The sequence below is a fragment of the Mycoplasmopsis hyopharyngis genome, from assembly GCF_045276885.1.
Classification (GTDB): domain Bacteria; phylum Bacillota_I; class Bacilli_A; order Mycoplasmatales; family Metamycoplasmataceae; genus Mycoplasmopsis; species Mycoplasmopsis hyopharyngis.
On the sequence record NZ_CP174164.1, the window covers coordinates 849,557 to 876,322 of the forward strand.

General features: G+C 26.5%; 22 protein-coding genes and 5 tRNA genes. 9 read left to right on the plus strand and 18 right to left on the minus strand.

What is annotated here, in order from left to right:
• Window positions 1-174 precede the first annotated feature (174 nt).
• The 13 genes from ACJA25_RS03575 to ACJA25_RS03635 all read right to left on the minus strand — a co-directional run bounded on the left by ACJA25_RS03575 (window position 175) and on the right by ACJA25_RS03635 (window position 15,665).
• Window positions 175-1,239 (minus strand): hypothetical protein, encoded by a 1,065-nt coding sequence (locus ACJA25_RS03575; RefSeq protein WP_406615439.1) that lies wholly within the window; start codon window positions 1,237-1,239, stop codon window positions 175-177.
• 110 nt (window positions 1,240-1,349) lie between these two features.
• Window positions 1,350-2,021, minus strand: a complete 672-nt coding sequence (locus ACJA25_RS03580; RefSeq protein WP_406615441.1) for a ribulose-phosphate 3-epimerase — start codon at window positions 2,019-2,021, stop codon at window positions 1,350-1,352.
• Window positions 2,021-2,866 carry a ribosome small subunit-dependent GTPase A gene (gene rsgA / locus ACJA25_RS03585; RefSeq protein WP_406615443.1) on the minus strand — a complete coding sequence of 282 codons (846 nt, stop codon included), beginning with the start codon at window positions 2,864-2,866 and terminating at the stop codon, window positions 2,021-2,023. The genes ACJA25_RS03580 and rsgA overlap by 1 nt, the downstream gene beginning before the upstream one ends.
• Complete coding sequence (locus ACJA25_RS03590; RefSeq protein ID WP_406615445.1) at window positions 2,866-3,870, minus strand: serine/threonine-protein kinase; 1,005 nt, start codon at window positions 3,868-3,870, stop codon at window positions 2,866-2,868. The genes rsgA and ACJA25_RS03590 overlap by 1 nt, the downstream gene beginning before the upstream one ends.
• A 4-nt stretch (window positions 3,871-3,874) precedes the next feature.
• Window positions 3,875-4,654: a PP2C family protein-serine/threonine phosphatase gene (locus ACJA25_RS03595; protein WP_406615447.1), complete on the minus strand. Its 780-nt coding sequence runs from the start codon at window positions 4,652-4,654 to the stop codon at window positions 3,875-3,877.
• 4 nt (window positions 4,655-4,658) lie between these two features.
• Window positions 4,659-5,240 (minus strand): guanylate kinase, encoded by a 582-nt coding sequence (gene gmk / locus ACJA25_RS03600; protein ID WP_406615449.1) that lies wholly within the window; start codon window positions 5,238-5,240, stop codon window positions 4,659-4,661.
• A 143-nt stretch (window positions 5,241-5,383) separates the two neighbouring features.
• The gene (gene argS / locus ACJA25_RS03605) at window positions 5,384-7,018 is read right to left on the minus strand and encodes an arginine--tRNA ligase (protein ID WP_406615451.1); all 1,635 of its coding nucleotides are present in this window, start codon (window positions 7,016-7,018) and stop codon (window positions 5,384-5,386) included.
• A 99-nt stretch (window positions 7,019-7,117) separates the two neighbouring features.
• Entirely contained in the window at window positions 7,118-7,633 is a 516-nt protein-coding gene (locus ACJA25_RS03610; protein ID WP_406615453.1) for a hypothetical protein, read from the minus strand.
• Window positions 7,634-7,658: 25 nt separating this feature from the next.
• Window positions 7,659-9,323 (minus strand): MAG1430 family protein, encoded by a 1,665-nt coding sequence (locus ACJA25_RS03615; protein WP_406615455.1) that lies wholly within the window; start codon window positions 9,321-9,323, stop codon window positions 7,659-7,661.
• 33 nt (window positions 9,324-9,356) lie between these two features.
• Complete coding sequence (yihA, locus tag ACJA25_RS03620; RefSeq protein WP_406615457.1) at window positions 9,357-9,926, minus strand: ribosome biogenesis GTP-binding protein YihA/YsxC; 570 nt, start codon at window positions 9,924-9,926, stop codon at window positions 9,357-9,359.
• Window positions 9,893-12,958, minus strand: coding sequence for an AAA domain-containing protein (locus ACJA25_RS03625; RefSeq protein ID WP_406615459.1), 3,066 nt, complete (start codon window positions 12,956-12,958; stop codon window positions 9,893-9,895). Before ACJA25_RS03625 ends, yihA begins: the two co-directional genes overlap by 34 nt.
• Window positions 12,959-13,066: 108 nt before the next feature.
• Entirely contained in the window at window positions 13,067-14,182 is a 1,116-nt protein-coding gene (locus tag ACJA25_RS03630) for a hypothetical protein (RefSeq protein WP_406615461.1), read from the minus strand.
• Window positions 14,183-14,300: 118 nt separating this feature from the next.
• Window positions 14,301-15,665: a M17 family metallopeptidase gene (locus tag ACJA25_RS03635; RefSeq protein ID WP_406615463.1), complete on the minus strand. Its 1,365-nt coding sequence runs from the start codon at window positions 15,663-15,665 to the stop codon at window positions 14,301-14,303.
• 108 nt (window positions 15,666-15,773) lie between these two features.
• On the opposite strand from ACJA25_RS03635, the gene ACJA25_RS03640 reads away from it, so the two are divergent.
• Window positions 15,774-15,848, plus strand: a tRNA-Trp gene (locus ACJA25_RS03640).
• Between the two features lie 53 nt (window positions 15,849-15,901).
• Here the strand turns inward: ACJA25_RS03640 and ACJA25_RS03645 are convergent.
• A tRNA-His gene (locus ACJA25_RS03645) sits at window positions 15,902-15,978 on the minus strand.
• A 334-nt stretch (window positions 15,979-16,312) separates the two neighbouring features.
• Window positions 16,313-16,388, minus strand: a tRNA-Lys gene (locus ACJA25_RS03650).
• Between the two features lie 91 nt (window positions 16,389-16,479).
• Here ACJA25_RS03650 and hprK point away from each other — a divergent pair.
• The 6 genes from hprK (at window position 16,480) to rbfA (ending at window position 22,451) form a co-directional block, all read left to right on the plus strand.
• Complete coding sequence (hprK, locus tag ACJA25_RS03655; RefSeq protein WP_406615466.1) at window positions 16,480-17,430, plus strand: HPr(Ser) kinase/phosphatase; 951 nt, start codon at window positions 16,480-16,482, stop codon at window positions 17,428-17,430.
• The gene (gene lgt / locus ACJA25_RS03660) at window positions 17,423-18,409 is read left to right on the plus strand and encodes a prolipoprotein diacylglyceryl transferase (protein WP_406615468.1); all 987 of its coding nucleotides are present in this window, start codon (window positions 17,423-17,425) and stop codon (window positions 18,407-18,409) included. Before hprK ends, lgt begins: the two co-directional genes overlap by 8 nt.
• A gap of 78 nt (window positions 18,410-18,487) precedes the next feature.
• On the plus strand, window positions 18,488-19,420 hold the full coding sequence (locus ACJA25_RS03665; protein ID WP_406615470.1) for an NAD(P)/FAD-dependent oxidoreductase: 933 nt from the start codon (window positions 18,488-18,490) through the stop codon (window positions 19,418-19,420).
• 62 nt (window positions 19,421-19,482) lie between these two features.
• Complete coding sequence (locus ACJA25_RS03670) at window positions 19,483-21,486, plus strand: transketolase-like TK C-terminal-containing protein (RefSeq protein WP_406615472.1); 2,004 nt, start codon at window positions 19,483-19,485, stop codon at window positions 21,484-21,486.
• Entirely contained in the window at window positions 21,461-22,129 is a 669-nt protein-coding gene (locus ACJA25_RS03675) for a hypothetical protein (RefSeq protein ID WP_406615474.1), read from the plus strand. The genes ACJA25_RS03670 and ACJA25_RS03675 overlap by 26 nt, the downstream gene beginning before the upstream one ends.
• Window positions 22,122-22,451: a 30S ribosome-binding factor RbfA gene (gene rbfA / locus ACJA25_RS03680; RefSeq protein ID WP_406615476.1), complete on the plus strand. Its 330-nt coding sequence runs from the start codon at window positions 22,122-22,124 to the stop codon at window positions 22,449-22,451. The genes ACJA25_RS03675 and rbfA overlap by 8 nt, the downstream gene beginning before the upstream one ends.
• A 33-nt stretch (window positions 22,452-22,484) precedes the next feature.
• On the opposite strand, the gene ACJA25_RS03685 is transcribed toward rbfA, so the two are convergent.
• A tRNA-Thr gene (locus ACJA25_RS03685) sits at window positions 22,485-22,558 on the minus strand.
• 175 nt (window positions 22,559-22,733) lie between these two features.
• On the opposite strand from ACJA25_RS03685, the gene ACJA25_RS03690 reads away from it, so the two are divergent.
• Window positions 22,734-22,810, plus strand: a tRNA-Arg gene (locus ACJA25_RS03690).
• A 33-nt stretch (window positions 22,811-22,843) separates the two neighbouring features.
• Window positions 22,844-24,046 carry an acetate/propionate family kinase gene (locus ACJA25_RS03695; RefSeq protein WP_406615478.1) on the plus strand — a complete coding sequence of 401 codons (1,203 nt, stop codon included), beginning with the start codon at window positions 22,844-22,846 and terminating at the stop codon, window positions 24,044-24,046.
• 38 nt (window positions 24,047-24,084) lie between these two features.
• Here ACJA25_RS03695 and ACJA25_RS03700 read toward each other — a convergent pair whose 3' ends face one another.
• Together ACJA25_RS03700 and ACJA25_RS03705 are read right to left on the minus strand one after the other, a co-directional pair.
• Window positions 24,085-24,495: a DUF4234 domain-containing protein gene (locus ACJA25_RS03700; RefSeq protein WP_406615480.1), complete on the minus strand. Its 411-nt coding sequence runs from the start codon at window positions 24,493-24,495 to the stop codon at window positions 24,085-24,087.
• A 13-nt stretch (window positions 24,496-24,508) separates the two neighbouring features.
• On the minus strand, window positions 24,509-26,653 hold the full coding sequence (locus ACJA25_RS03705; RefSeq protein WP_406615482.1) for an ATP-dependent RecD-like DNA helicase: 2,145 nt from the start codon (window positions 26,651-26,653) through the stop codon (window positions 24,509-24,511).
• Window positions 26,654-26,766: the final 113 nt, after the last annotated feature.

Genomic DNA, 26,766 nt, shown 5'->3' on the forward strand with positions numbered 1-26,766 from the left:
ATCATTTAACAATCTAAATCTAAAAAATAAAACAATAATAATTGACAACGGAATTGAATTTAAAATATGTATATTAGCAAAATGATTTAATATTGTAATTTATAGAAATGAACCATGGCATCATTTTAGGAACTTATGAATAATTATTGGTTATGAGTTTTTAATACAATTTTTTTAACTTCTAAATGTATGGGGGATAGCAGGTGGGTTATCTACTTTTCTTTCAAGTATTTCTTGTAGTAATTTTCTTTCTTTTTTATTTAAAGAATATTTATTAAGAAAATCTTCTTTGGTTCAAATCATATTTTTCTTGTATTCGTTAGAAAAGTTTTGATAATAAACGTTATCTTCTATTTGAACATGCTTTTCAAAAATAAGTTCCTGATCATTTGGTAATTTTAAAAGCTGTTTAATCTTTTCTATATCAAACATTCAAGTTTTTAATTTTATAGTTCTTATTAATTCTGCATCGTTTGAAAAAAACGATTTTAATTTTTCATTTTTTATAACTCTAGAAAAAACCATTTTATTGTTTTTAATATGTGGCATTCAATAAAAAACATCATCATTATTTTTATCAGATAAATTTGTTCCAGTAAAAAATAAATATTTTTTAGCAATATCAAAAGAATGCTTACTTGAATACTTATCCACATCTTTGTAAAAACCATAGTGGTTGAAGTTTTCTATGGTATCAAAATTAAATGGTCTTTTTTTATAATCTAGACTTGGTAAAAATTTTTTAAAATCGTCAAATTTTGGTTGAAATTCTTTGACATTTCCTTGAAAAACATTGGTTTTAAAATCAAACAAAAAATTGTCTCTGTATGATCCGGAATATCTTTTAAAAGATAAAAATATATTTTCATGAAAGATATATCTAAAATGCTTTACTTCTGTTTTGTTAGTATAAACTTCATTATTTTCAAAACGTAATGGATCATCTGAAAAATCGAAAGGAAATGCTTTTCATTTTTCGAAAATTATTATGTTAGATTCAATTGTGTTATTAGCAGAAATTTCTTGTTTTAGAAATTCATCATTAATAACTTTAATATTTATATTTTGTGGTGAATTATCTTGTTTAAAAATAAGCTGTTCATCATACAATGAATATGAATTAAGATTAGAAATAATTTCTTTTTCCAATTCTTCTTTTGTTCTTGAACATTTAGCAGATACAAAAATAGGAACAGATAAACTAGAAACAGTTAACAAGCTATATAGATATTTTTTCATTAATATTCCTTGTAGTAAAGTTAATTTATTACTATGTATTAAATTATAAACTTTTAAAAGTTCGCTTTTAAAGTGCAAAAAAAACTCATTGGCTTTTTGACCTATGAGTTTTAATGAATTTTGTATAAAGTAGGAAGCATTGAATTAATTCTTTCTTTGGTTGGTTCTTTAACCAAATAAGTTCCTGCCACACAAGCATCTACACCTGCTTTAAATGCTTGTTTACCAGTTTCTGAATTAATTCCTCCATCAACTTGAATTAAATATGTATAAGCGTTTTCGATACGTCATTGTTTAAGCAAAGCAATTTTGTCTAATGCACTAGGAATAAATTGTTGACCACCTTTTCCTGGTTCTACTGACATTACTAACACTAATGCTAAATAGGGTAAAAAGGATTTAATTTCTTCAACTTTAGTATTTGGTTTAATTGCTAAACCAATTTTGTATTCGTGATGTTTTTCTTTTAAAAAAGCTAATAATTCTTTTGGTTTGATTGCTTCATAATGTAAAGTAATTATGTCGGTAGAGTCTTTATAATCATCAATAACTTTTAAAGGTTCTTCAATCATTAAATGAGTATCTGAAAAATGTTGTTTAGCATTTTGTCTAAAGTCTTTAATTTCATCTAATTCAATTGCTAAATTAGGTACAAATTTACCATCCATTACATCATAGTGAAATCACTTAATTCCATTGTCAACCAAATGATTAATCATTTGTAATCTTTTTTCTTTTTCAACATTTAATAAAGAAGGGGTAATAAACTTTTCTTTTTTCATTATTCAATCTCCTTTAACATTTTTAGATAATTTAAATATCTAAATTCAGGTATTTTGTTTTCTTTTACCAATTGTTTAACATAACACAAATGTTCCGGTTCTTTAAAATGTAAACACGAGGTGAAATTACATTTTGAACTGGCTTGCTTAAAGATTTTAAAACTTTTTGCTAAATCCTGCTTTGAAATTTCATACATTTTTAAATCAATAGATGAAAACCCAGGAGTATCAATAATTTCTCCACCTAAAAAAGGTACGATTTTAACCACTCTTGTGGTGTGCTTACCTCGATTTAAAGCGAATGAAATTTCAGCAGTATCAAAATTAAAATTACCTAGTTTGTTTAAAAAGGTAGTCTTTCCTACTCCACTTTGACCAATAAGTACACTTGTTTTTTGATAAAAAATATGCTGTCATTGTTCTTTATCAATTTGGTCTTGATTGATTTCGAAAACATCATAACCTAGCTGCTGATATTCTTTTTTCCATACATTTGCTTCAGAAAGTAAATCAGTTTTAGAAAAAATAATAATTGGTTGAATATCATTGGTTTCTAAAATTGCTAAATATTTATCAACTAAATAGCTAGAAAAAGTAGGTTGGAGTACTGACATTACAATAATTCCTTGGTCAACGTTAGCAACTTTTGGTCTAACTAATTGGTTTTTTCGAGGATAAATTTTGGTTAAATATTCATTGTTAATAAATTCAACTTGATCACCTACTAACGGGGTGATTTCTTTGTGTCTAAATACTCCTAGTGCAGGCAAAATATGCAAGGAATCATCTTCCTTACAATAAATGTGATATTTACCTGAAATAATTGAATAGATTTTACCTTTCATTATTTACCTTTAACAAAGATAGCAACAATGATAATAATTAAAATAGCAATACTAATGACAATAAGTGAACTTCATAAAAAGGCTCTAGAATTGATAATATCAGCGAAAGTTTTCTTTGGTTTAATTTTGTTTAAATCCAAAGGTTTTTCATAATATCTTTTTTCATCTAAGCAAGTTTTTAAATCTCTTGCCATTTCTCACATATTAGCATATCTTTTCATTGGATCTTTAGCAGTTGCTTTAGTAATTACATTCGCTAATGCTTGAGGGACATTAATTATTTGTCTAATGTCAGGCATTGGTTTGTGAATGTGCATTTTTAAAGTTTCTTTGGCTTCTTTTCCATTAAAAGGATACTCACCAGCAATCATTTCGTATAGTAAAATACCTAACGCATAAATATCAACTTTGTAAGAAATAGAAAATTTATTTTTAGTATCTACTAATTCTGGTGCCATATAATAGCAAGTTCCGATAACAGTGTTATCTCTAGTAAATCTTTGACTGTCTTCACCTAAAGCAATTCCTAAGTCAATAATTTTGATGTTGTAGGTTTCATTAATTAAGATGTTGTTTGATTTTAGATCTCGGTGAATAATTTTATTGTTATGAAGTTCTTGAAAACCTTCAGCAATTTGGATAGCGAGCATAACAGCTTTTTTAGGAACAATTCTTCCTTCTTTTTTCAAAAAGTCAGCAATTGAAGTTCCTTTAACTAATTCGGTAACTAAATATTGCTCTTTTTCAGAAATAAAAGAATCGCGATAACTAATTACACTTTTTGAGTTAATTGATTTATATAGTTCGATTTCTTGAATAAAACGCTTGATCAAAACATCGTTTTTTTCTTTGTCTTGAGTAAGTTTTAAATATTTAAGGGCATAAGTTTTATGGTTTGGGTCATCTTTTTCTTCAACTTTATATACTTCAGAAAAACCACCAATTCCAATTCTAGAATCGATTTTATATTTTTTAAAAACCTCACTATCTCTTCTAATAATCATTTTTTTACCCCTTTAAATTTTTCTTATTATCTAAAACAATTACACCTGCTGAAACGTTGTCAGTAGAATCGTTATCTAAAGCAACATTGATTAAGGTTTGAATTCGTTCACTCATAGTGGAATATAAATTATTGTTCAGAATGTTTTCTATTTCTGGTTTTTTAACAAAGTCATGAATTCCATCGCAAGTTGATAAAACCAAATAAATTTTTTTGTATCACTTGGGTTCAATATTGTAAACAGCAATTGATCTTCTTTTGTAAGGACCTAAAGCAGAAACTAAAGCCATATGGTTTTTTACTTTTTTAGCCTCAACTTCACTAACTCCTTCTTTAATTAAGTTATTTAACAAATTTTGATCGGTAGTAACTTGACGCAAATCACCATCAACAGAAAGCACATAAGTACGAGAATCACCAATGTTAAATATTGACATATTTTGGGCTTTGGTGTTGATTAATGCAGCAGTAACTGTGGTTCCCATATCTAGTTTTGCTTCATCACCATTGGCTTTATTAATCATTTCTTCAATTGCTTTTTTGATAGTGTTTTTAAATCATTGAACATAATCTTCGAATTGGTCTGAATCAATTGGAAAATTTGGTCCTTTCATTTCCTTGTCAAAGGTTTTAATAGTTATACTTGAAGCTAATGAACCACCGTAGTGACCACCCATACCATCACATAAAATTAAAAAATGAAAGTGTTGATTATGAAAAATTTCAACACGATCTTGATTTTCTTTCCTATATCTTCCTACGTTGGTGTCTGTATTAAATTCCATATAACTAAATTTCCTTAAGAATAATGTCTTTGATTTCTAATGCCGACCTTTCTACATCATCGCTAATTACTCTATATTTAAAAAGATGTGAATCCTTAATTTCTTCTTCAGCACGGTGAATTCTTTTAGTTAAAGAATCTTCTGATTCTGAATTTCTTTTAATAATTCGTTTTTTAAGTTCACTTATGCTAGGAGGCAAAACAAAAATAGTTATTAATTTGTACTGTGAATTAATAGCGTTTTTTTCTAAAACTTGTTTAGCACCATTGGTTTCAATTTCTAAAAATGGAACTCCGTTTTGACTATGAATTTTGTCAATTTCTGAATACAAAGTACCATAGTAGTTATCAAAATGATAACTATATTCTAAAAATTCATTGTTTTGAATTCTTTGCTCAAATTGCTTTTTAGAAATAAAGTGATAGTGCTCCCCGTCTTTTTCACCTTCACGTGGTTTTCTTGTTGTTGCTGAACAAGAAAACATTAATTTTAACTCCGGATAGGTAAAAAGAAGTTGCTCAATTGTTCCTTTGCCAACTCCACTTGGGCCAGTAAAAATAATAATTGGTTTTGCTTCTTTATTCATATTGTTTATTATTATATATTATTAGATATTTACTATATGAAAAGATATAAAAAATGTTTAATTTGCTTTGATTCTTTAATGGTCAAGTAATTCAATTTTTAATAAAAAATAAGACCCATTGGTGGATCTTATTTGCTTAAAGATTACATCTTTTTAGTAATTGTTAAACCTAAAAGTCTCATTCCGGTTTCTAAAATTGTAGAAGTAGCATAAACTAATGAAAGTAAGCTAGTTTCGTTTTCACTACCGATGGTTTTTGGTGTGTTTGAATATCATGAGTTAAATTCTTTTGCTAATTTAATCATATATTGAGTTAATAAATTAGTTAAATATAAATCTGCTGATCTATCAATGATTTCTGGGAATTCCATTAATACAGAAATCAATTTATAGTCATTTTCATTGTCAAATTTAACTGCTTTAAGTTTAGTTAAATCTTTGATGTTAGCTTTATTTAATAAAGCATTAGCTCTAGCATTTGCATATTGGATTAAGATAACTGGGTTGTCATTGGTTTTTTTGGTTGCAATATCAATATCAAAATCTAATTTTGAATTATAGGTTCTATCTAAAAGAATAAATCTAGCATTATCAACACCTACTAAATCAACAAATTCTCTCAAGTAGAAGCTAGTTCCTTTTCTTTTTGACATCTTGTATTCTTCACCATTTTTAACCAAACGTACTAATTGCATACATAAAACAATCAATCTGTTTGGATCTCAACCTAAGTCTTCCATTGCACATTTCATTCTCTTAATGTATCCTGAGTGGTCAGCACCTCAAACATTAATTAAAACTGGGGTTTCTTTTGTTCTACTAAATTTAATGTTGTGGTAAGCAATATCTGGCATAAAGTAAGTTAAGTCACCATCGCTTTTTACTAAAACACGGTCTTTATCGTCTCCATGAATGGTAGTTTTTAATCAAGTAGCACCATCTTTTTCGTATGTGTTTTTTAAGTTTTTAATTGTTTGTTTAATAACTTCTCTATCGTTAGCATATAGTGATTTTTCACTAAATCAGATGTCAAATTTCATTCCAAAGTTTTCTAAATCTTTTCTAATTTCTTCAAGGAATAAATTAGTTCCTTCAGTTTTGAAAAATTCTAAAATTTCACCTTCTAATTTTGCATCTTTGTATTTGTCACCATATCTTTTATGAAATTCTTCAGCGGCTCAAACAATATCTGAACCTTTATATGATTCTTCTGGCATTGGGAATTTTTTGTTAAAGATTTGTTGATATCTTGCAAAAATACTTTCTGCTAACATATTGATTTGGTTACCAGCATCATTGATGTAATATTCACGAGTTACGTGAACACCTGCAAATTCACAAATGTTTGCTACCACTGAACCAATAGCAGCATTTCTAGCGTGACCAACATGCAAGTATCCGGTTGGGTTAGCTGAAACTCACTCAATGTTTAATTCTCCACCTTTTTTACCTTTTCCGTAGTTTGAACCTAATTTAATAATGTCATTTACAGAATCTACAAAATATTGTTTATCTAAAAAGATGTTAATAAAACCTGGCATTGCAATTTCAATATTAGAGATAAATAATTCTTTTTTATCTTTTAATAATAACTTAACAATTTCTTCTGCTAATTGCATTGGGGTTTTGTTTTCACTTTTGTTGATAATTGCGAAGTTAGTAGCAAAATCAGCATGTGTCTTAGGTTCAATTAAAAATGGGCTTTTAAATAGTTTTAATTTTTTAGCAATCTTTTCTAATGCAATAATAATTTTTTTCTTAATCTCAATTTTGTTCATAGTGTTTTAATTATATTACATAATTAACTAGCAAAGATTAACATCAAGCCTGCAAAGCAATAAAAAATGCCTTTTCCTCAGGGATTAAGACATTTTTTGTTATTTTATTTCTTGTGAATATTGTTGAGTAGCATCAATTCACTTTTCTTTGATTCTTAAATATCATCTTCTTGATAAAGAAAAAACATTTTTTAAAGAAATTAAGTCCTTTTTAAGGATTTGAATAATGTTCTTGTCTTCCATATCAAAAATTAATTTTTTGTAATAGTTATGAACCAAAAAATTTCTTTTTTCAACTAATTCATGAAGTTCTCTTTGTTCGCTTTTGTCTAAAATATTAGCAATAATTGCGTTTCTAACTAGAATACCAAAAGACTGATGGTTTAAATTAGCAAACAATTTTTCAGACTTTCTTATAGCTTTATTCAACAACTCTTTGTGATCAATTGTATCTTCATTCTTTTTGTATCAATGAGTTATACGTTTTAAAGAAACTAATAACGCTAATTTGTATTCTAACTTTTGTACACTATGAACTATTGAACCTGTTAAAAAATGGATTTCATTCATTAACTCTTGAATTTGCTGATTTTTATAAACATATTTTTCAGTCATATAAATTCTCCTAAAAGAATTAGTTTTATGCTTTTTTGAAGCCTGAAATCTTGATGGTTTTTTCTTCACTGGTTGCGTTATCTGATTTTCTTTTTAGTTTAAAAGCAATTTGAATGTAATCATCTTTTTGTTCTTTAATGGTTAATCCATCAACTTCATAACTTTCTGATTTGTAGTTAGAAAATTTAATGTCATTATCTTGTACTTCAGTAACTAATTTATCTTTTTTGTTTTCTACATCAGCAATTATTTTATCTAATTGTTTTTTAAACAATTCTTCACTTGGTTTTTGTTTAAATCCTTTTAAAACATATTTCCCATTAAAGAATGAACTACCATATTTTTTAATTAAATCTTCTCTTTCAGGTTTGATTTGGAATTTATATTTTAAGATAATTTCACCTTCATCATAATCTGAATTACTGGTGTCAATTGGAGCATATTGGTCATATTCTAATTTAAAATCTTCAGGTTTTAAATCTGTACCATTAAATGGTAAATATTTAGTAGGATCTAATGTATCTTTTTTATAAGTTAAAACAAAATCAGTAAAAACTTTTTCTTTTTGGAATTTGTGTAATTGGTCATTTGAATTGATACTTACTAATGATAAACTTCTAGGATCAATTTGACTTAAAGCATTAGGTGTTGAACTAGCAGGAACTACTTCAATATTTTCTGAATATTTTTTAAGTTCTAAAAAGTTTAATTTCTTATTAGAAGTTAATACTTTGTCAAAAGTTAAAAAGCTTTCATCATTTCTAAATAAACCAATAACACTTGCTTCTTTATCGATGAATGCTGCTTTAGCATTATATTTTAATTTATATGAAAAACGAAATTCATTTTCTTTACCTTCAATTTTTGAAAAAGTAATTGAATTTTTGTCAAGTTTAAATAATGATCTTCTTTCATAATATTTTTTTTCATATTGAGGGAATGAAAAGTATTTTTCTATAAAGTTTTGTAATTTATTATCCTTTTCATTAACATATGCTTGATAAAATTCATCATAGGTTTTAAACAAAGTGCTTGAATCTAAAACTGCTGAGGTTTCAATAAATTTATCATGTAAAAATCCATTTTCTTCAAATGGTCATTCATTAATTAATGAATCTTTATATTTATTTTCTATGTCTGCTTTGGTTATTTTTTTGAACCCTGAAATTTTAAAAATCTTGTATTTATAAACTTTTTTAGATAGTTTTTCAGAATCAGTTAAACCTTTATATTGCTCATCATAGTATCTAACTCTTAAAAAGAGTTCGCCAGTTATTTCATTTGCAAAAGATGAAAAGTTATAAACATATTTAACGTTTTGTTTATTGAAAAGACTTAATGGAGTTCCTTTTTTATTTTGAATAAAGAATTTCTTGTTTTTAAATCCATCACCATAGCTAAATTTAAGTAATTGATCTGCTCAGAATTTCTTTGATTCTTCTCTTTCCGCGTGAGTTAAATCTAAGTTGTTTAAAACATCGTCTTCGTCACTAAAAATAAAATCACTAGAATAATGTTTAGAAATATCTAATTCGTTTTTATTAACGTGTAAAGCGAAAGATTCAATATCATTATCAGCATTAAATTTATTAGAAGTCTTTGAATTAACTAACAAAGCAGTTGCAAAACCAACTACTGACAAAGCACATAGATTAGCTGTAATTAAAAAAGCAATTTTAGGTTTATTCATTTTTACTCCATATAAAAGTATAAAAATAATATTTTAATTATAAAGTAATTTAATTATGTACTGTACCAAATTATCAACTCCAGCACCTGTGTTTGAAGAGATATAAAATAATTCGGAGACATTTTTTAAATCGTGTTTTTCATAATCTTTTTTGATTTTTTGACGTTCACTTTGGTTTAGTTTGTCAATTTTTGTGTAAACCAACGCTATTGTTTTATTCATTTGTTTTAACAAATTAATCATTTCTAAGTCTATTTTAGTAATTCCAATTCTGCTATCAATTAACAAGAAAATTTGTTTTAAATTTTTAGAAACACTTAAATAAGAAATAGTTGTATCCAACATTTTTTGTTGTTCACTTTTTGACATTTCAGCATATCCGTAGCCTGGAAGATCAACTATTACTTTTTGATTGTTGTCAGCAAAATAATTGATTAATCTTGTTCTACCTGGGGTTTTAGAAACTCTTGAGATTTTTTGATTTGTTAAAGCATTTATCAAAGTAGATTTTCCTACATTTGATCTACCTCAAAAACAAATTTCATTTTCGTTGTGTTCTAAAAACGATTCTATTGAGCTACCTGATTTGATGAATTTTCACATGATTCTTCCTTTTTTATTTTTTCAATTTCTTCTACTAAGACATTAAAACAACCATTGTTTTTATCGCTAACTTCTTGTCATAATTCTTTATTTCCAATAACAATCAATTCCTTTTTAGCTCTAGTAACTGCTACATTAATAATATTTGGTTCTGATAAAGCTCAACGAATTGCTGCTTTATTATTTGAATTACCACCAAGAACAAAAAATACGGTATTTGCTTCTCTTCCTTGAAATGTATGAACTGTACCAACATTTTTTGTCTTTAGAATTTCTCATTTATTTTTGATTATTGCATCTTTTTCAGCTTTTTCTTGTTGTTTTCTAATTATGCTTTTAATATTTTCAATAACCTGTTTAAATGGTGAAATAATGAATGGTAAATCTTCTTCATTGGTTTCTGCGATGATTTTTTCTATCAACATAATGGCTTGACGATTCTCTTCGTCATTGCTATTACCATTATTTGAAGAATTTTTTACATCTATGAAACGAGTGTTTGCATTTTTGATGGTGCTAGAATTAGCGTTTATCATTGTTTCATCATAAGAAATTTTGTTTGAAATCTCAAACATTGGTGATTGACAACGTCTATGTATCTTTAAAGGACAACCAACTCTTTTTTTATTAATTTTTGCGTAATATTTAGTTATAGAATCGGCTAATTCTTGAATTGATAAATCAATTCTTAATAATTCATCTGCTTTTTTATTAGCAACTTTTTCGCCTTGTACCTCTTTAACTAAATTAATAATTGACTTTGGTAATGAAACTACTGGTTTAACTTGAAATGGATCTCCAACAATTAAATTTCTTTTGTTTCTTTCTATAAAACCTAATGCTGCAAAAGGTGAAGCTTGACCTGCTTCATCTATAATACCAATACCTAAAGAATCATTATCAAATTCTTTAAAATTGTTTCCAAAAGATGCAAAAGTGGTAGAAATGACCGGGAATATAAAATTTAATATATAAAATTGCTCTTTCTTTAAAGTTATTTGTTTTGAAGGTTCTAATGTTTTAGTTTCTTCATGACTTATAAAAAGTATTTGATACAAATTATGTTGCAAAATAAATTGCTTAATAATTTGCAATGATAAATAGAAAAGAGAAATTCTTTCCTTTTCTGTATTTTTAGTGTAAGGAAGAAACTCTTTTTCTTGAACTTCTTTTTTATTAATATCTTCTTCTTTTATATTTCATAAATTTGAGAATTTACTTGATGAACTAATCTCAATTTTATCTATTATTTTTTTTAATTTTTTTTCAAGTTTTAAGGTTTTTTTAGAATATTGCTTTTTAATTTTTTCTAAAAGAAAAGTAATTTTTTCACCAAAATATTTAATGTTTTCAATTTTTTTGTCATTTTTATTTTTAAATTGCTCTATAAAATACTTAAAAAAATAACTATCAACATCTTTCATTTGGTTTGCAATTCGCAAATCATTTGAAAGTTTTATTCATTTTTCATTTAACTTTATAAATTTGGGAATCTTTTTCTCCTCTCTTCTATTTTTTTCTAATGAGCTAGTAGGTGATTTAATTGCTTCAAACACTCATTTTTGTTTTTCTTTTTCTGCATTAATTGAAGAATAAGTTTCTCAAAATTTTCAAAAAATTTCATTGTTATCGTCTTTTAATTCTGGATCAACTTTTAATTCTGGATCAAAAAGTTTTTTATTTTTTTCATTAGCAAAAAAAGCATTTATTGGTTCTCTGTTTTGCTTGTTTCCTCAAGGTAATGAAATAGATCCTCAAAAATTATTTTTTTCTTGATTATTACTTTCTAATATTTCATAAATTTCTTTTATCAATCTTGAAAAATAGACGTCATTTTCATTATTAGAGAATAAGTTGGGTCATTCTTGTTCTTTTAAATCAAAAGGTTTTGGTCATTCTTTTGAAATATTTTCTACCGCTTTATTGTTATTGCTGGCGACGAGAATACCTAAACTTTTTAATTCATCAGGTAAAATTTCATATTCGTTCTTGCCTATCTGTATTGTTTTTAGCTTGTTTCTTCATTCATTTTTTGTATGAATCAATCATGCTTTTTCAAATATAACACCAGCAGCAATTTCTTTTAATAATGTAGTTTTTCCAGTTCCTGGGGGGCCATTAACCGAAAAAATTTTTTCATTTGTTTCTTTTAAAAATGCATTAACCGCCACATCTTGCATTAATGATAAATTATATTTGCTGGGTCATTTAACAAAAGGTCTTTCTATACAATTTGATAACTTCAAAATGTTTTTAAATTTAGTGATATCTATTCCTTCTCTATCTTTTTTACCTAAAATTAAATCTAAAATTTTGTCATCTTCAATATTTTTGTTACTATTTAGTCTATTTTTAATTTTTAAAATATCATTACTATAAAAATCTGTGTCCATAAAAAAACAAGGATGAAAAATTTTCTCTTGATCTTTTTCAGGATAAACAATTCTAATGTATCAGTGTCTATTATTGTTTTCGCTATCGTCTTTTTTTATTTTGAAAATTTCATCATTAATTTTTTCAAATTCTTTTTCAATAGATGTTAAAAGACTATCAATGTTTTCTAATTCAAAGTCTTGCACATTATTAAGTATATCTATAATAGATTGATTAATTTTTTCATTATTGTTTTCTTTATGTCTATTATCAAATGTATCTGTACTTATGGGGCTAAAAATTATTGGAGAATATACTTGGTTTTTTATACACACTTTTTTATTTTTATCGATTTCTAAAATAAAACTAAGAACAAATGTTTTTTCCATTTCTCCTAAATATTCATTTTCATTTTTATTTTTAACATAACCATTTATTGGTACATTACCTAAAACAAATTCAATATATAAATTTTCTTTTGCTATAGTAACTTTTTCTTTAAAATTTTCAAAATTGAAATTTGAAAATTCATTGCTCAATTCTTTTTTATTTGAAGTTTTAACAACTGGGACAGGATTATATTGATTATATTTTATTCACGAATCTAAAATACTACAAGCAAAGTCAATATCATTTTTTGTATACTTGGTTTTTTCCATATTTAAAATTATAGTTTATAAAACAAAATATGTTTTATAGCAAGCAATAGGAATTAAAAACCTTTCAATATTAAATTAACATTGAAAGGCAATTTATTACATTATTAATTATTTTGTAGAATTAGGTATTCTTGGTGGTATTTGTGCATTTGAAATAATCTCTTCAACACATTGTTTTTCTTTTTTGTTTGATGAATATTTTTTTAATAATTGTTCTTTGGTTCAAATCATATTTTTCTTGTATTCATTAGAAAAATTTTGATAATAAGTGTCGTTTTCAATAACTATATGTTTAGAAAAATCAAATTCTTCTTTTTCAGAAAGATTCAACATTCCTTTTAGTTTTTCAATATTAAATAACATTGTGTTTAAACTTATTGTTCTTGTAGAAGTTTTAGAATGTAAAAAATCTACTTTCTTGTTTTTTATAATTCTTGAAAAATGGAGCTTATTGTTTTTAATGTATGGCATTCAATAGAAAATATTGTCTTTCGAGTCTTCATATATTGGCACACCATATTCATCTTGTTTTTCAAAACCACCGACTAAATTTGTTCCTGTAAAAAATAAATATTTTTTATTCTCATCTAAAAAATGATTTTGCGAAAATTGCTTGACATTTTTGAAAAGATTGTAATGGTTAAATGAAGAAAAATTATCAAAATCAAAATCTTTTCCTTCATAATCTTTATCAGGTAATAATTTAGCAAAATCTTGAAATTTTGGTTGAAATTCGTTTATGTTTCCTTGCAACAAATCAGGTTTAAAGTTAAACAAAAAAGGATCTTTGTAAGAAGAAAGATAATACTTAAATCAAGAATACTTAGAATCTTGAATTGTTTGTTGTTTTTCATCTAGACCAATAATTCGTTTTGGTTCTCCTTCAACATTTTTGTCATATGAATTTATATTTTTGTTGTCATTAAATTCAATAGGTCATGAATTTGTTCTTTCAAAATATATGATTTCAGATTCTATTGTTTTTTCAGGTGAAATTTCTTGTTTTAAAAAATCATCATCAATAACTTTGATATTTACATTTTTGGATGAATTATCTTGATGGAAAATTAGCTGTTCATCAAATAATGAATAACTATTTAGATTAGAAATAATTTCTTTTCTTAATTCTTCTTTTGTTCTTGTTTTTGAGCAGCTAGCAGATATTAATGGAAAAATGACTAAAGGACATAATGATAAAAAACTATAAAGTATTCTTTTTTTCATTTTGACTCCTTTTTGTTTTATATCTTAATTATATTATTAAACGTTTTTAACCCATTTTATAGCGAGCTATAAAAATTAAAAAAAGACTTCTCGCAATTAAGAAAGTCTTTTAAGAATTTTATAGACCCATTTCGGTTAAGGTTTTAACTAATACACCTTGAGGAACTTCATCAATATCTGCGGTTCCAGCAATATCACAATGAACATATTCAACATCATTAGTAAATTCTTTTAAGAACATTGCTGCTGAACAAGAACCTGCTTGACCTGAAAGATCAGTGTTTTTCATATCTGCAACTTTTGAGTCTTTAATATTTTTCATAAAAGCATCATCAAAAGGCATTCTTCATAATAATTCATGTTGTGCTTCTGAAGCAGCTAAAATATCTTTTCACGCTTTGTCTGATGTAGCTCAAATTCCTGTGTAGGTTTGACCTAATGCAGAAACAATAGCACCTGTTAAAGTTGCGACATCAACTAATCTAGTAGCATGTAATTTGGTAGCTCCATAGTAAAGTCCATCAGCTAAAACTAATCTACCTTCAGCATCGGTGTTATTAATTTCAACTGTTTTGCCACTCATTGATTTTCAAACTGAATCAGGTAATGAAGCATCTCCATTAACTCTATTATCTGTAATACACATAATAGCTGCAACATTTTGTTTTCCTTTTAATTGAGCAATTGCTTTTACAGCAGAAGCTACAATTACTGAACCTGACATGTCAAATTTCATACCTAACATTGATCTAGAAGGTTTTAGTGAATAACCACCTGAATCAAAAGTTATACCTTTTCCAACATAAACGGTTTTTTCTTTTGAAGAAGGATTTCCATTATATTCAACTATAACAACTCTTGGTTCATAAACACTACCTCTATTTACAGATAGTAATAATCCCATTTTTTCTTTTTCAATGGCTGCTTTATCTAATACAGTAACTTTTAATCCTTTAACTTTTGAAAAATCTTTAACAATTTGTTCTGCTAAGTATTCTGAATTACAAATGTTTGGGGGGGTAACTTGTAAGTTTCTAGCAAAATTTTGTGCTTCTGAAATGATTTTTGCTTTTTCGAAAGCTGAAGTTAATTCATCAGTTAATTTTTCTACATAAGGAACTAATTCAAATCTTTGTTCTTTTTCTTCTGTTTTTGCATCATAAATATCAGCATTTACAAAGTTGTAAGCCTTAACAAAAGCATCAATAACTTCTGTTAATGTAAGTTTTTTATTTACAAAAGTTTTTAAATCAACTAAATAATTTCTTGGTGCTTCTACAACAAGTTTTTTAACTAATGCATAAAATTCATCATAGCCAAATTTTTCTTCTTTGTCTAAAAACACATATGCTTCGTTTTTGTCCAAAAATTCTGTGATTTTATTTGCTTTTTCAATCAAATTAGCTGGTAATTTTTCTTGTTTGTATATACCTTTTAAAACAACTTCTTTGGTTTTTGAAGTGGTAATATTTTTAATAAACATTTTTCCTCTTTCTAATAATGAAAAAAATATTATAAGCTTTGCTAATAATTAATGATTATATTAGTTTTTAAATTAAAAGTTTTTATATTATAATTATTTTTAATGACTAGGAGTATAGTTCAATGGTAGAACAACGGGCTTCAACCCCGTGTGTTGTGGGTTCGAGTCCTGCTACTCCTGCCATTTTTTTTATTAATTTTTTAAACCTTAGGAACCAAAAAAAGTAATAAAAAAAATGGGGCGGTTGACGGGGTTCGAACCCGCGAATGTCGGGACCACAACCCGATGTGTTAGACCGCTTCACCACAACCGCCACATAAATTTACTTTACTATTATAAAAGAATTTTAAATATAGTTAAGAAAATTTATTAATTTTAATTCCATTATTTTTACTTATTTAACTATAAATAAGTTAAATGCACATTAATTTTATTCTGTATACATTTCAAAATGTTTAATGATTGCTTCCTCTAATTTGTTCTTTCTTTCATTGCGTTTTTTAGCAGAATCGATATTAAATAAGGTATTGCGGAACGAAACAAAATTATTAAAAAAGTTCAAATACATTCAAACCAGAAATTTATCCAATTTTATTGCATTTGAACCTCATTTAATTTTTCAAAAATTTTTCAGATCAAAAATGATATGGTACATCGTGCAGGGTTCGAACCTGTGACCCGCTGGTTAAGAGCCAGCTGCTCTACCGACTGAGCTAACGATGCTCGTGATTTGCATTATTTATTATACAAGAAATAAACAACATTATTATTTTATAATTATAAAGTTTAGTAAAAGCAAAGTCAAAAGGATAAAATGAAATCACAAAAAAACAAGATAAATGTTAAGAAAATAATTTCTAAATTTGATTTGGAATTAGTTAACACTGACATTGAAAATTTAGATTACAAAGATATTAAGATGCCAGCGATTAAGCGTTTAGGTTTGGAATTGGCAAACGCTATTGAAAATGATAGGTATACACAAAACATAGTTTGTTGAGGAACTAGTGAATCTAAATACTTTGGAAAATTAGGGAAAGAAAAATCTATCCAAACCTTAGAAAGAGTTTTATCAATTAAACCTCCTTTATTGATTTTGTCAAATGGTATGGATGCTTTACCTAAAAAATGAATTTTATCTGTTGCTGATAAATATAGAATTCCTTTGGTTTTTGCTAACAATTCAACTGCTCAGATTTCAACTACAATTGGTACATATTTAAGTGATTCATTTTCAATAGAAGAACAAATTCATGGTTGTTTAACTATTGTTGGTGGAGTTGGGGTATTAATTGTTGGTGAATCAGGTGTTGGTAAATCTGAAGCTACTTTGGAATTAATCCAAAAAGGTCATTTATTTGTTGCTGATGATGCAGTTTTAATTAGACATTCAGGTGCTAGTTTTTTAGGTAGGTCACCTGAAATAACCAAAAACTTTCTAGAGGTTAGAGGTATCGGAATCATTGATGTTAAATATACTTACGGAATTAGATCGGTTATTGATACTGCAAGAGTTGATTTGGTTATTGAATTAGTAAATAAAGAAAAATTAAATACCTTAGACAGAATTGGTATGAATTATTTAAAATATAAAATATTAGATGGTTATGTTAATATGATTCAAATTCCTGTTAAAGACGGTTCTTCTGTTGGTTCGTTAATTGAAGCAGCTGTAAGTACATTCTTATCTAGAAAAGATGGAGTAGATATATTAAAAGAACTTTCAATTAGAAATCAAGAACCAAAAGGAGGAAACAATGATTAAACCTGCATGAGTGCCAGAAGCTGGAATTCCTTCAGGTTATCAAAAACCTTTATTTAACATTGGTAAATTTGAAGTTCAAACTTATTCATTAATGTTATTTTTAGGGATGATAGCAGCAATTACTACTGTTTTTATTTTTTGAAAAAGAGAAAAGTATAAATTCGAAATTTTATTAGGCTTTATTTTAATAACTATTCCTACCGCTATGATCGGGGCTCGTTTAGGTTATGTTATAGAAGCACTTTTATATAACCCAAGTGCTATTTCATGAAGCAACTGATATAAATCATGAGAAGGGGGATTAAGTATCCAAGGTGGTGTTCTTTTTGCTACCGCTTGTGATTTGATTTATGCTTATACTCAAAGAAAAAATATTGATGTTAGAAAAGCCGCTTCAATTATTATTCCTACCATTTTAATTGGACAAGTAATTGGTCGTTGAGGTAACTTTGCTAACCATGAGCTTTATGGAAAGATTGACTGAACAGGAAAATCATCATTAATTTTTGGAAAAACTTTTGCTTCAAATATGTTCATTACTGATGAACTTTCTACTGAATTAGGATTAGTTGGAGCATACAGATATCCATTGTTCTTATATGAAGGAATAGCAAACTTAATCGGATATATCATCATTGTTTGAGTAGTTAACTGACTTGGATTACTAAAACCTGGTTCTTCTGTTGGTTTATACTTTATTTGATATGGGGTGGTTCGTTTCACAATGGAACCATTCAGACAAGAAGCATTTAACTTGTATGTAATAACCTCAATTGTCTTTGTTATCATTGGTACCTTCTTACTTATTGCTTTTGAATTCTTGAACAAAGTTCACTATGTTAGAGAATGAAGAAAAGGCAGATTTGTTTATCAATATGCACATCCTGAACAATACTATGCATATGTAAATAGAACTAGCCTAAATAATTTATTTAAAATACATGAGAGAAAAAACAAAAAAATAGAAAAATCGATTTAATTTTGGGTGTTTTTTGACTTTTTGGCAAAGAACACTTTTTTATTTTATACAATATATGTATTAAGAAAGTGAGCAACAATGAATAAAAAACAAAGTTATGACGTAGTAATTATAGGTGCTGGACCTGCTGGTTTAAATGCTGCTTTATATGCTTCTAGAGCAAATTTAAAAGTAGCCATAATTGAAAAATATATGCCTGGAGGTAAAATTAGTCAAACTGCTAAAGTAGAAAACTGATTAGGGTCTACAACTATTGATGGTTTTGAATTAGCAAATCAAATGTTTAAACATGCTATGTCTTTTGGAACAGAATATATTAGCGGGAATGTAATTAATATTAAACATATTAATGATTTGGAACAACAAGTTATTTTAGAAGACAAAAGCACAATTGAAGCAAAAACCGTAATTATTGCTACTGGAATGAAAAATAGAGAACCTATTTTTATCAAAAACTATCAAAACTTTGTAAATAAAGGAGTTAGTTTTTGTGCTGTCTGTGATGGTCCTTTATTTAAAGATAAACCGGTGTTAGTTTTAGGTAGTGGTAATTCTGCGTTCGAAGAAGCTACTTATTTATCAAATTTTGTTTCTCACGTTACATTAATTACTAAAGATCAAAACTTTAGTGCTGAAAAGAAAATTGTTGATGACTTTTTAGTAAAGAAAAATATTACTTTGCTTGATGGGGCAAAAATTTTAGAACTTCAAGGTAGTGATTTTCTAGAAAAAGCCTTAATAGAAGATAAAAATAATAAAAAAATTGAATTACAAGTTAGTGCTCTATTCCCTTTTATTGGTCTTGTACCAGTTGCTGATTTTGCTAAAGATTTTGCTATTTTTGACCAAAAAGGTTTTATTGTTACAAATGAAGAAATGGAAACAAAAGTTCCCGGAATTTTTGCAATTGGAGATATAAGACAAAAAGAAATTAGGCAAATTGTAACTGCTGCAAATGATGGAGCAATTGCTGCTAAAAAAATTTCTGATAAATTAAATACTAAAAAATAAAATTCCTTATTTTCTAAAAAATGTAAAATTAAATAGTAAAAATAAAACAATTATGGAGCAAAATGAATAATTTAGATAAAAAAGCTATTGCTACAATGCGTGGTTTAGCAATAGATTCAATTAATATGGCTAAAGGTGGCCATTTAGGAATGGCTATTGGTGCTGCACCTATTACTTATTCTTTATATACAAAGATTTTGAATTTAAATCTTGAACAACCAAAATGAATAAATAGAGATAGATTTGTTCTTTCCGCAGGTCATGGTTCTATGTCAATTTATTCAATTATGAACTTGTTAGGTATCCTTTCAATAGATGATTTAAAAAAACATAAAACTTTTGGTTCAAAAACCCCTTCACATCCAGAAATAGAAAATTCATTCATTGAAGCTAGCACAGGTCCTTTAGGTCAAGGGATTGCAATGAGTGTTGGAATGGCAATTAGTCAAAAGTATTTAGCTAATCAATTTAACAAGCCTAATTATCCTATTTTCGATCATTATGTTTATGCTTTACATGGTGATGGATGTATTCAAGAAGGTGTTTCAGCAGAAGCATTACAACTTGCTGGAACTTTAAAATTAGATAAATTAATCATTATTCACGATTTCAACAATGCTCAAATTGATACTAAAAGTGAAGTGGTTAACAATATTGACACTTTAAAATACTTTGAAGCATTTAACTTTGCTACCTTTGAAGTTAAAGAACCTACTGTTGAAAATATTGTTGAAGCTATCAATAAAGCAAAAGCATCTAAAAAACCTTCTTATATAAAGGTTCATACCAAGATTGCTGAATTTACTCCAATGGAAAATTCACCAAAAGGTCATAACGGAACTTTAAATCCAGAACAAACTATTACCTTTAAAAAGAAAATGAATCTTGAAGAATTAACTCCTTTTGTTTATGATAAAAATGTTTATTCTTTTGTACAAGAATCATGAAAACAAAAAAATGAAGTTTATAAAACTTGAAAAACAATGTTTGATAAATATCAAAAAGACTTTCCACAAGAGTTTAAAAAATTACAAGCATTGAGCGAAAATAAATTCCAATATGATTTTGAACAAGTAAAAACTAATATAAAAAATGACAATCTAGCAATTAGAGATTATTTCGAACCTTATATTAAACACATTGAAAATAATTATTGAAATGTTGTTGGTGGTTCAGCAGATTTAGCTTCTGCTACTAAAATTAATTTTTCTAAAGCCATAACTGAAAATGGACAAGGAATTCATTATGGAATTAGAGAATTCGCAATGAGTGCTATTAATAATGGTATTTATTTAGACAATAATTTGAGAACAGTAGATTCTACATTCTTAGCATTTGCTGATTATGCTAAAGCAGCAATTCGTTTAGGTGCAATGATGCATATTCCTGCAATTCATTTTTACACTCATGATTCATATTTAATTGGTGGAGATGGTCCTACTCATCAACCTTTTGATCAAATTCCAATGTTGAGAGCAACGGCTAATGTTAGAGTTTATAGACCTTGCAATTTAGATGAAGTACATTATTCATTTACTAAAGCTTTTAGTGATTTAGCAAACCAAAGTATTATTGTTGGAACTAGACAAGCAGTAGAAACTGATAAAAAAATTGTTTTCAATAACGAAAAAGGTTATGGACAATATTTACAACACCAAGATTTTGATGTTACAATTCTTGCTTCTGGTTCAGAAGTAGATTTAGCATTAAAAATCGAATCTTATTTATTAAAACATAATAATATTAAAAGTCAAATAATTTCTGTACCTTGCTTACAAGAATTTATTAATAATGACAAGTTAATTAGAGAATTAAAAATAAATAAAAAACCAATTTTTGTAATCGAAGCAACTTCTGATAGTACTTGATTCAAATTAGCTAAGTATAATAAGTTATATACTCATTTAGCATTAACTTTTGGATACTCAGCAGATGGTTTAGAAGTATATAAAAGAAAAGGTTTTGGAGTTAAGAACCTAGCTTTAAAAATTGTTGATTTTTTAGAAAACATTGAAAAAAGTAAAAAGTATAAGGTAAAAAATGATAGAGCTCAAGAAAATAACTAAGAATGATGAAATTCTATTTGATATTGCTACAAAAGAATTTCTGAAAATAAAAATTTTAAATTTTGACAAGACTAAGTTTTTGCTTTACCATCCATTAAATAGATCTTTTACCAAAATTTGATTTATCCTAAAAGATGCTAACACTGCTACTATCATTAATGGATTAAAAAATGAAAAAGATTTAGAAGGTGTTGAACAGTTTTCAACCCTACCTGTTTATAAAGATACTTTTATCGAAATTAATTTAAACAATGTTTATGGAATCAAAAATCACAATTTTGAAGAAGTTAAAATTTTAGAAGTAACTAACGAAAATATCAGAATCAACAATAAAGCAACTTTTGTTAATGAAATGGAAATGAAGAAACTAAAAGAAGCTTATTATGATAAAGGTTCTTGACCTTTTTCTTCATATCCACAATATGCAGAAAATATGGTTTCACAGTTCAAGACCAAAGACTTCTTTATTTATGTGTTTAGAAATTGAAAAGTTACTCCTAAAAAAGATTGCTATGTAGTTGACTTAGAAACATTAAGCGCTTATAAAGTTGACACTGGCGAACAAATTACTTTTAAAGAATACTTATTAGTTTATAAAAGAACAATCAACATAGAAACGGAACAAGAAAAAGAAGATGAATAACATTAATTTAGAAAGAAAAACACAAGAATTACACGAAGCATTAGCTTACATTGTAAACAACCATATAACTAATTCAAATGTTGTTGGTCCTACAATTGTAGAAGTTAAATTAAGTGCTGATTTAAGTTATGCCAAAATTTTTGTAGTCTTTATTTCTAAACCTAAACTTGGTATCGAAGCATTAACAAATGCTAAAGGTTTTATTAAAACCAAATTAGCTAAAATGCTACAATGAAGAAAAGTTCCTGATTTAAATTTTGTTTATGATGAACTACCAGATAAAGCATCAAGAATTGACAAAATCTTAGACTCGCTAAAATAAAAACAAGGCTGCTTAAACAACCTTGTTTTTATATGGTGCTGATTATGAGGATCGAACTCATGTCTATTGATTACGAGTCAATTGCCTTACCACTAAGCGAAATCAGCATTTATATAATCTTACTTAATTTTTAGAAAAAATATTCTTTTTTTGTTTTTAACCAATAAGAATATTTTTTTGTATCTTGCTATTTTATAGGTTAATAAGAAAAAATATATTTTAAAACTTAAAAATATTTTTTTGTAATTCTTTTTGTTTTTGTATTAAAATATATATGTGTGTGGTCGCGTAGCTCAGTAGGATAGAGCACAAGCCTTCTAAGCTTGTTGTCAGAGGTTCGAATCCTCTCGTGATCGCCATTTTTTTATACACATTTTTTGGAGAAGAACATCATGTCAAAATCTAAAATCCTTGTCATTAATGCTGGTAGTAGTTCTATCAAATTATCACTTTTTAACAAAGATGATTTAAGTTTAATTGCAAAAGGAGCTGCTGAAAAAATTACCTTAAAAGGTGGTTCAATAGTCATTAAATCTAATGGTCAAGAATTTACTAATAAAGTTGATTTATTAAACCACGAAGTTGCAATTAAAGAAATTTTAAAATTAATTGAACAACATAACATTATTGAAAAACCAGAAGAAATTGAATACATTGGTTTTAGAATTGTTAATGGTGGGCCATTTTTTAAACAAACTACTAAATTGACAGATGAAATTATTGAACATATGAATGACTTAATTATTTATGCACCTTTACATAATCCTGGTGCTATTCAAGCAATTAAGAGTTTTAAAAAAGTTATGCCTTTCGCAAAAATGTGTTTGGAATTTGATACTTCATTTCATTCAAGTATTCCTACAATTAATAATCTATATCCAATCCCTTATGAATTGAGCCAAAAGTACCATGTTAAAAAGTATGGTGCTCATGGGATTAGTCATGAATATATCACTTTAAAATTACAAGAAATTTTAAAGAAACAAACAGTTAATTTTGTTAATATGCACATTGGAAACGGTGCTTCAATTTGTGCAGTTAAAGATTCAAAATCTTTTGATACTTCTATGGGTTTGACTCCTTTAGCTGGTATTGCTATGGGAACAAGAAGTGGGGACATAGATCCTTCTATTCATCAATTTTTAATTAAACAAATGAATATTAGTATTGATGAATTAACTGATATTTTAAATACCAAATCTGGTTTATTAGGGCTTTCTAATGTATCTTCAGATATGAGAGACATAATTGAACAATGTCAAGCAAATAATGTGCAAGCACAATTAGCATTTGATATTTATATTTCTAAAATTGTTGATTATGTAGCAATGTATGCTAACAAATTAGAAAACAAACTTGATGCTTTAGTTTTTACTGCTGGAATTGGTGAAAATCAAAGTCAAGTTTGAGAACAAGTTATTAACAAATTAAAATTTAATGATATTTTATTAGATAAATCATCATTTAATTTAGCTTATGATGATTATAAAATGATTAGTGACAAAAAATCAAAAGTCAAAGTTTTTGTAATTAGAACTAATGAAGAATGATTAATTGCTAACAAAACACTTGCGATTTTCGAAAATAAAAAATAGATTTAAACAGTGTCTAAATCTATTTTTCTTATACTTTGTTATTCTTTATTTTCTTGTTTTGCTGCTTTTTCGTTTGCTAATCTATTCATTTGGTTTCATAAAGCATATTTTTTGAAATAAAGAATAATATTTCAAATAAATAATGTAAATGCTCCAAAGAATTGTGATAACAATCAACTCAAAGGACTTAAACGAGGTTTTTCTTGTTGTGCTATTACATATGAATTCATTTTGTTAAACAAAATATAACCTCAAATAATTCCAAAAATTCCAAAAGTTAATAATGTAAATATTAAAGCTAAAAGTGGATTCATTACTTTTTTGCCATGATCTTTACAAATTTGGTTTGTTTCTTTAACCAAAAAGAATAATTGAACAAATCCAAAAATCCCAAAAGTAATAAGGTTTAAAAGAAATGCTATTAAACCAGATCTTTTTGTCTTATACATTTTGCTCCTTTATTTATGAATTCTCTTTACATTTTAATTTTATTATTAAGTTCTGTAAATTTGTCAAAATTTTGTTTTCATTCTGTCCATACACAATTTGATACATATAAACTGACATATCTCCAAGCAAAATTAGTTGATCTTTTGCTCTTGAAACTGCTGTATATAACAATTTTCTTGTAAGCATAAATTCAAAATCTTTATAAATTGGCAAGATTACTGCTTTTGATTCTGAACCTTGAAACTTATGAACAGTAACCGCATAAGCTAAACTAATGTATTCTCTAAATTCTTCTTTTGTATATTCAATGAATTTATTGTTTGGAAATTCAATTGTAAAAATATTTTTTTCAAAAGAAACAATGTAACCAATTTCGCCATTAAAAACATTTTTTTCAGAAATATTTTTAAGTTGAATTATTTTATCACCTAAGTAATAATTAATTTTTATGTCTTTGAAATTAATTTCAAAAATAGGTTTTTGATTTTGCATCAACATTTGTTGAATTGCACTATTAACAGCAAAGATTCCTTTATTCCCTTTGTATGTAGGAATTAAAACAATAATGTCATCAACGCTATATTCTTGAATTAACTGATAATAAATATTTTTAATTTTAGGTATAAAACTTTCTGGAATTACATTAAAGTTTTTAACTGAATTAGCTTGAAAGTTAGGTATTTGTTGATTTAAAATTGAAAGATAATGCTCAACCAAATCTGGATTTTCGGTTCTAAAATTTTCAGTTAAAAAAGTTGTGCTAAACATTTTTGAATCACATAAATCTTGCAAAATATTTCCTGGTCCTATACAAGGTAATTGATTATAATCTCCTACAATAATTATTTTTTCTAAATTTTGGCAAGTAGTTAATAATAAATAAAAAATATTTACATTAACCATTGAAAACTCATCAATGATTAAAACTTTTGTATCTGGTGAATTTGAATTATAAACACTTAATATTCCTTCATCTTCATCACTTATTTTTAAAAAGCTATGAATTGTTCTAGCATTAACATTTATTTTTGAAGATAAAATAGTTGCTGCTCTTCCTGTTGGGGTTAGGATTTCAATTTGGCTTGATTTATATTCTAAAAGTAACTCATCATAAATATATTTGACTAAATGTGTTTTTCCTGTTCCTGGAAATCCAGAAATTATAGATACCGGTTTATTTATCGCGTTTTCAAAAGCTTGTCTTTGTAAAAGAGATAATTCTTGAATATTACTTTTTTTATTATTTATTACTTTCTTTTCACTAAGTTGTTTTAATCTTTTAAGAATATATTCTTCTTTTTCGAAAATAGATGTTAAGGTTAATAATCTTTCTTCTTCTGAAAAAATAATTAGTTTTCTTGTAATCATATCTTTGATTGTTTTAATAAACAAATCATCAGAAAACTTTGGGTATTTTCTTTTATAAATATTTTTAATTTCATTTATGCCTAATAAAGTGCTGTTATTCATTCATAACTCATTAAATGAAAAAATAACTACTGCTTCTGATCTATTAAAACCATACAAAGTATTTTCATCATCTAACTTCAATGCGAATTCATCAACTAAATCAAAAGGAACATTATATTTTAAATACAAGTTGTATGGATTTTCTTGTTTGAATTTTTCAACAAAGTTTTCTCTTACAGGAAAGATTTTGCAAAGTCTTTTATATAAACTGGTTAGTTTATTTTCAACAAAAAAACTCATATCATCATTTAAAAAATCTTCTATAAAGTTGTGAATTTTTTCTTTATTAGATGAATGTGCAAAAAAGTTTAAAAATGCTTCTTTGTCTTCTCTTATTAAATCTATAACAGCTTTATTAGTTTGCTTTTCTATCTTTTCTATTGTTTTTTGTCCAATACCAATTTTAAGATTTTGCAATAATTTACATAATTCATCATTAGTTTGTGGTTTAACTATTTTCAATTCATCAAGGTAATATGTATCAGGATATTTGGAGTTTTCTTTTAAAAAAACAGTAATTTCATAAGTGTCATTAAAATTAATTTCCAAATCGGTAAAGAAGATTTTGATTTGAGAATAATTTTCTGTTCGAAATAAAGCTACTGTATATTTTCAAGTAGGGGCGCCACCCGATAATATTCGAGAAAATTTACCAGTATATTTAATCTTATTATCTATTTTATCCATTTTATTTTCCTTGATTGTTTTCTTATTTTAAAATAATTTACTTAAAAACTTTTTCTTTAACAATTGCCCACCAGTTATTAGACCTTTATTAACAATAAAAAATACTTGTTGTG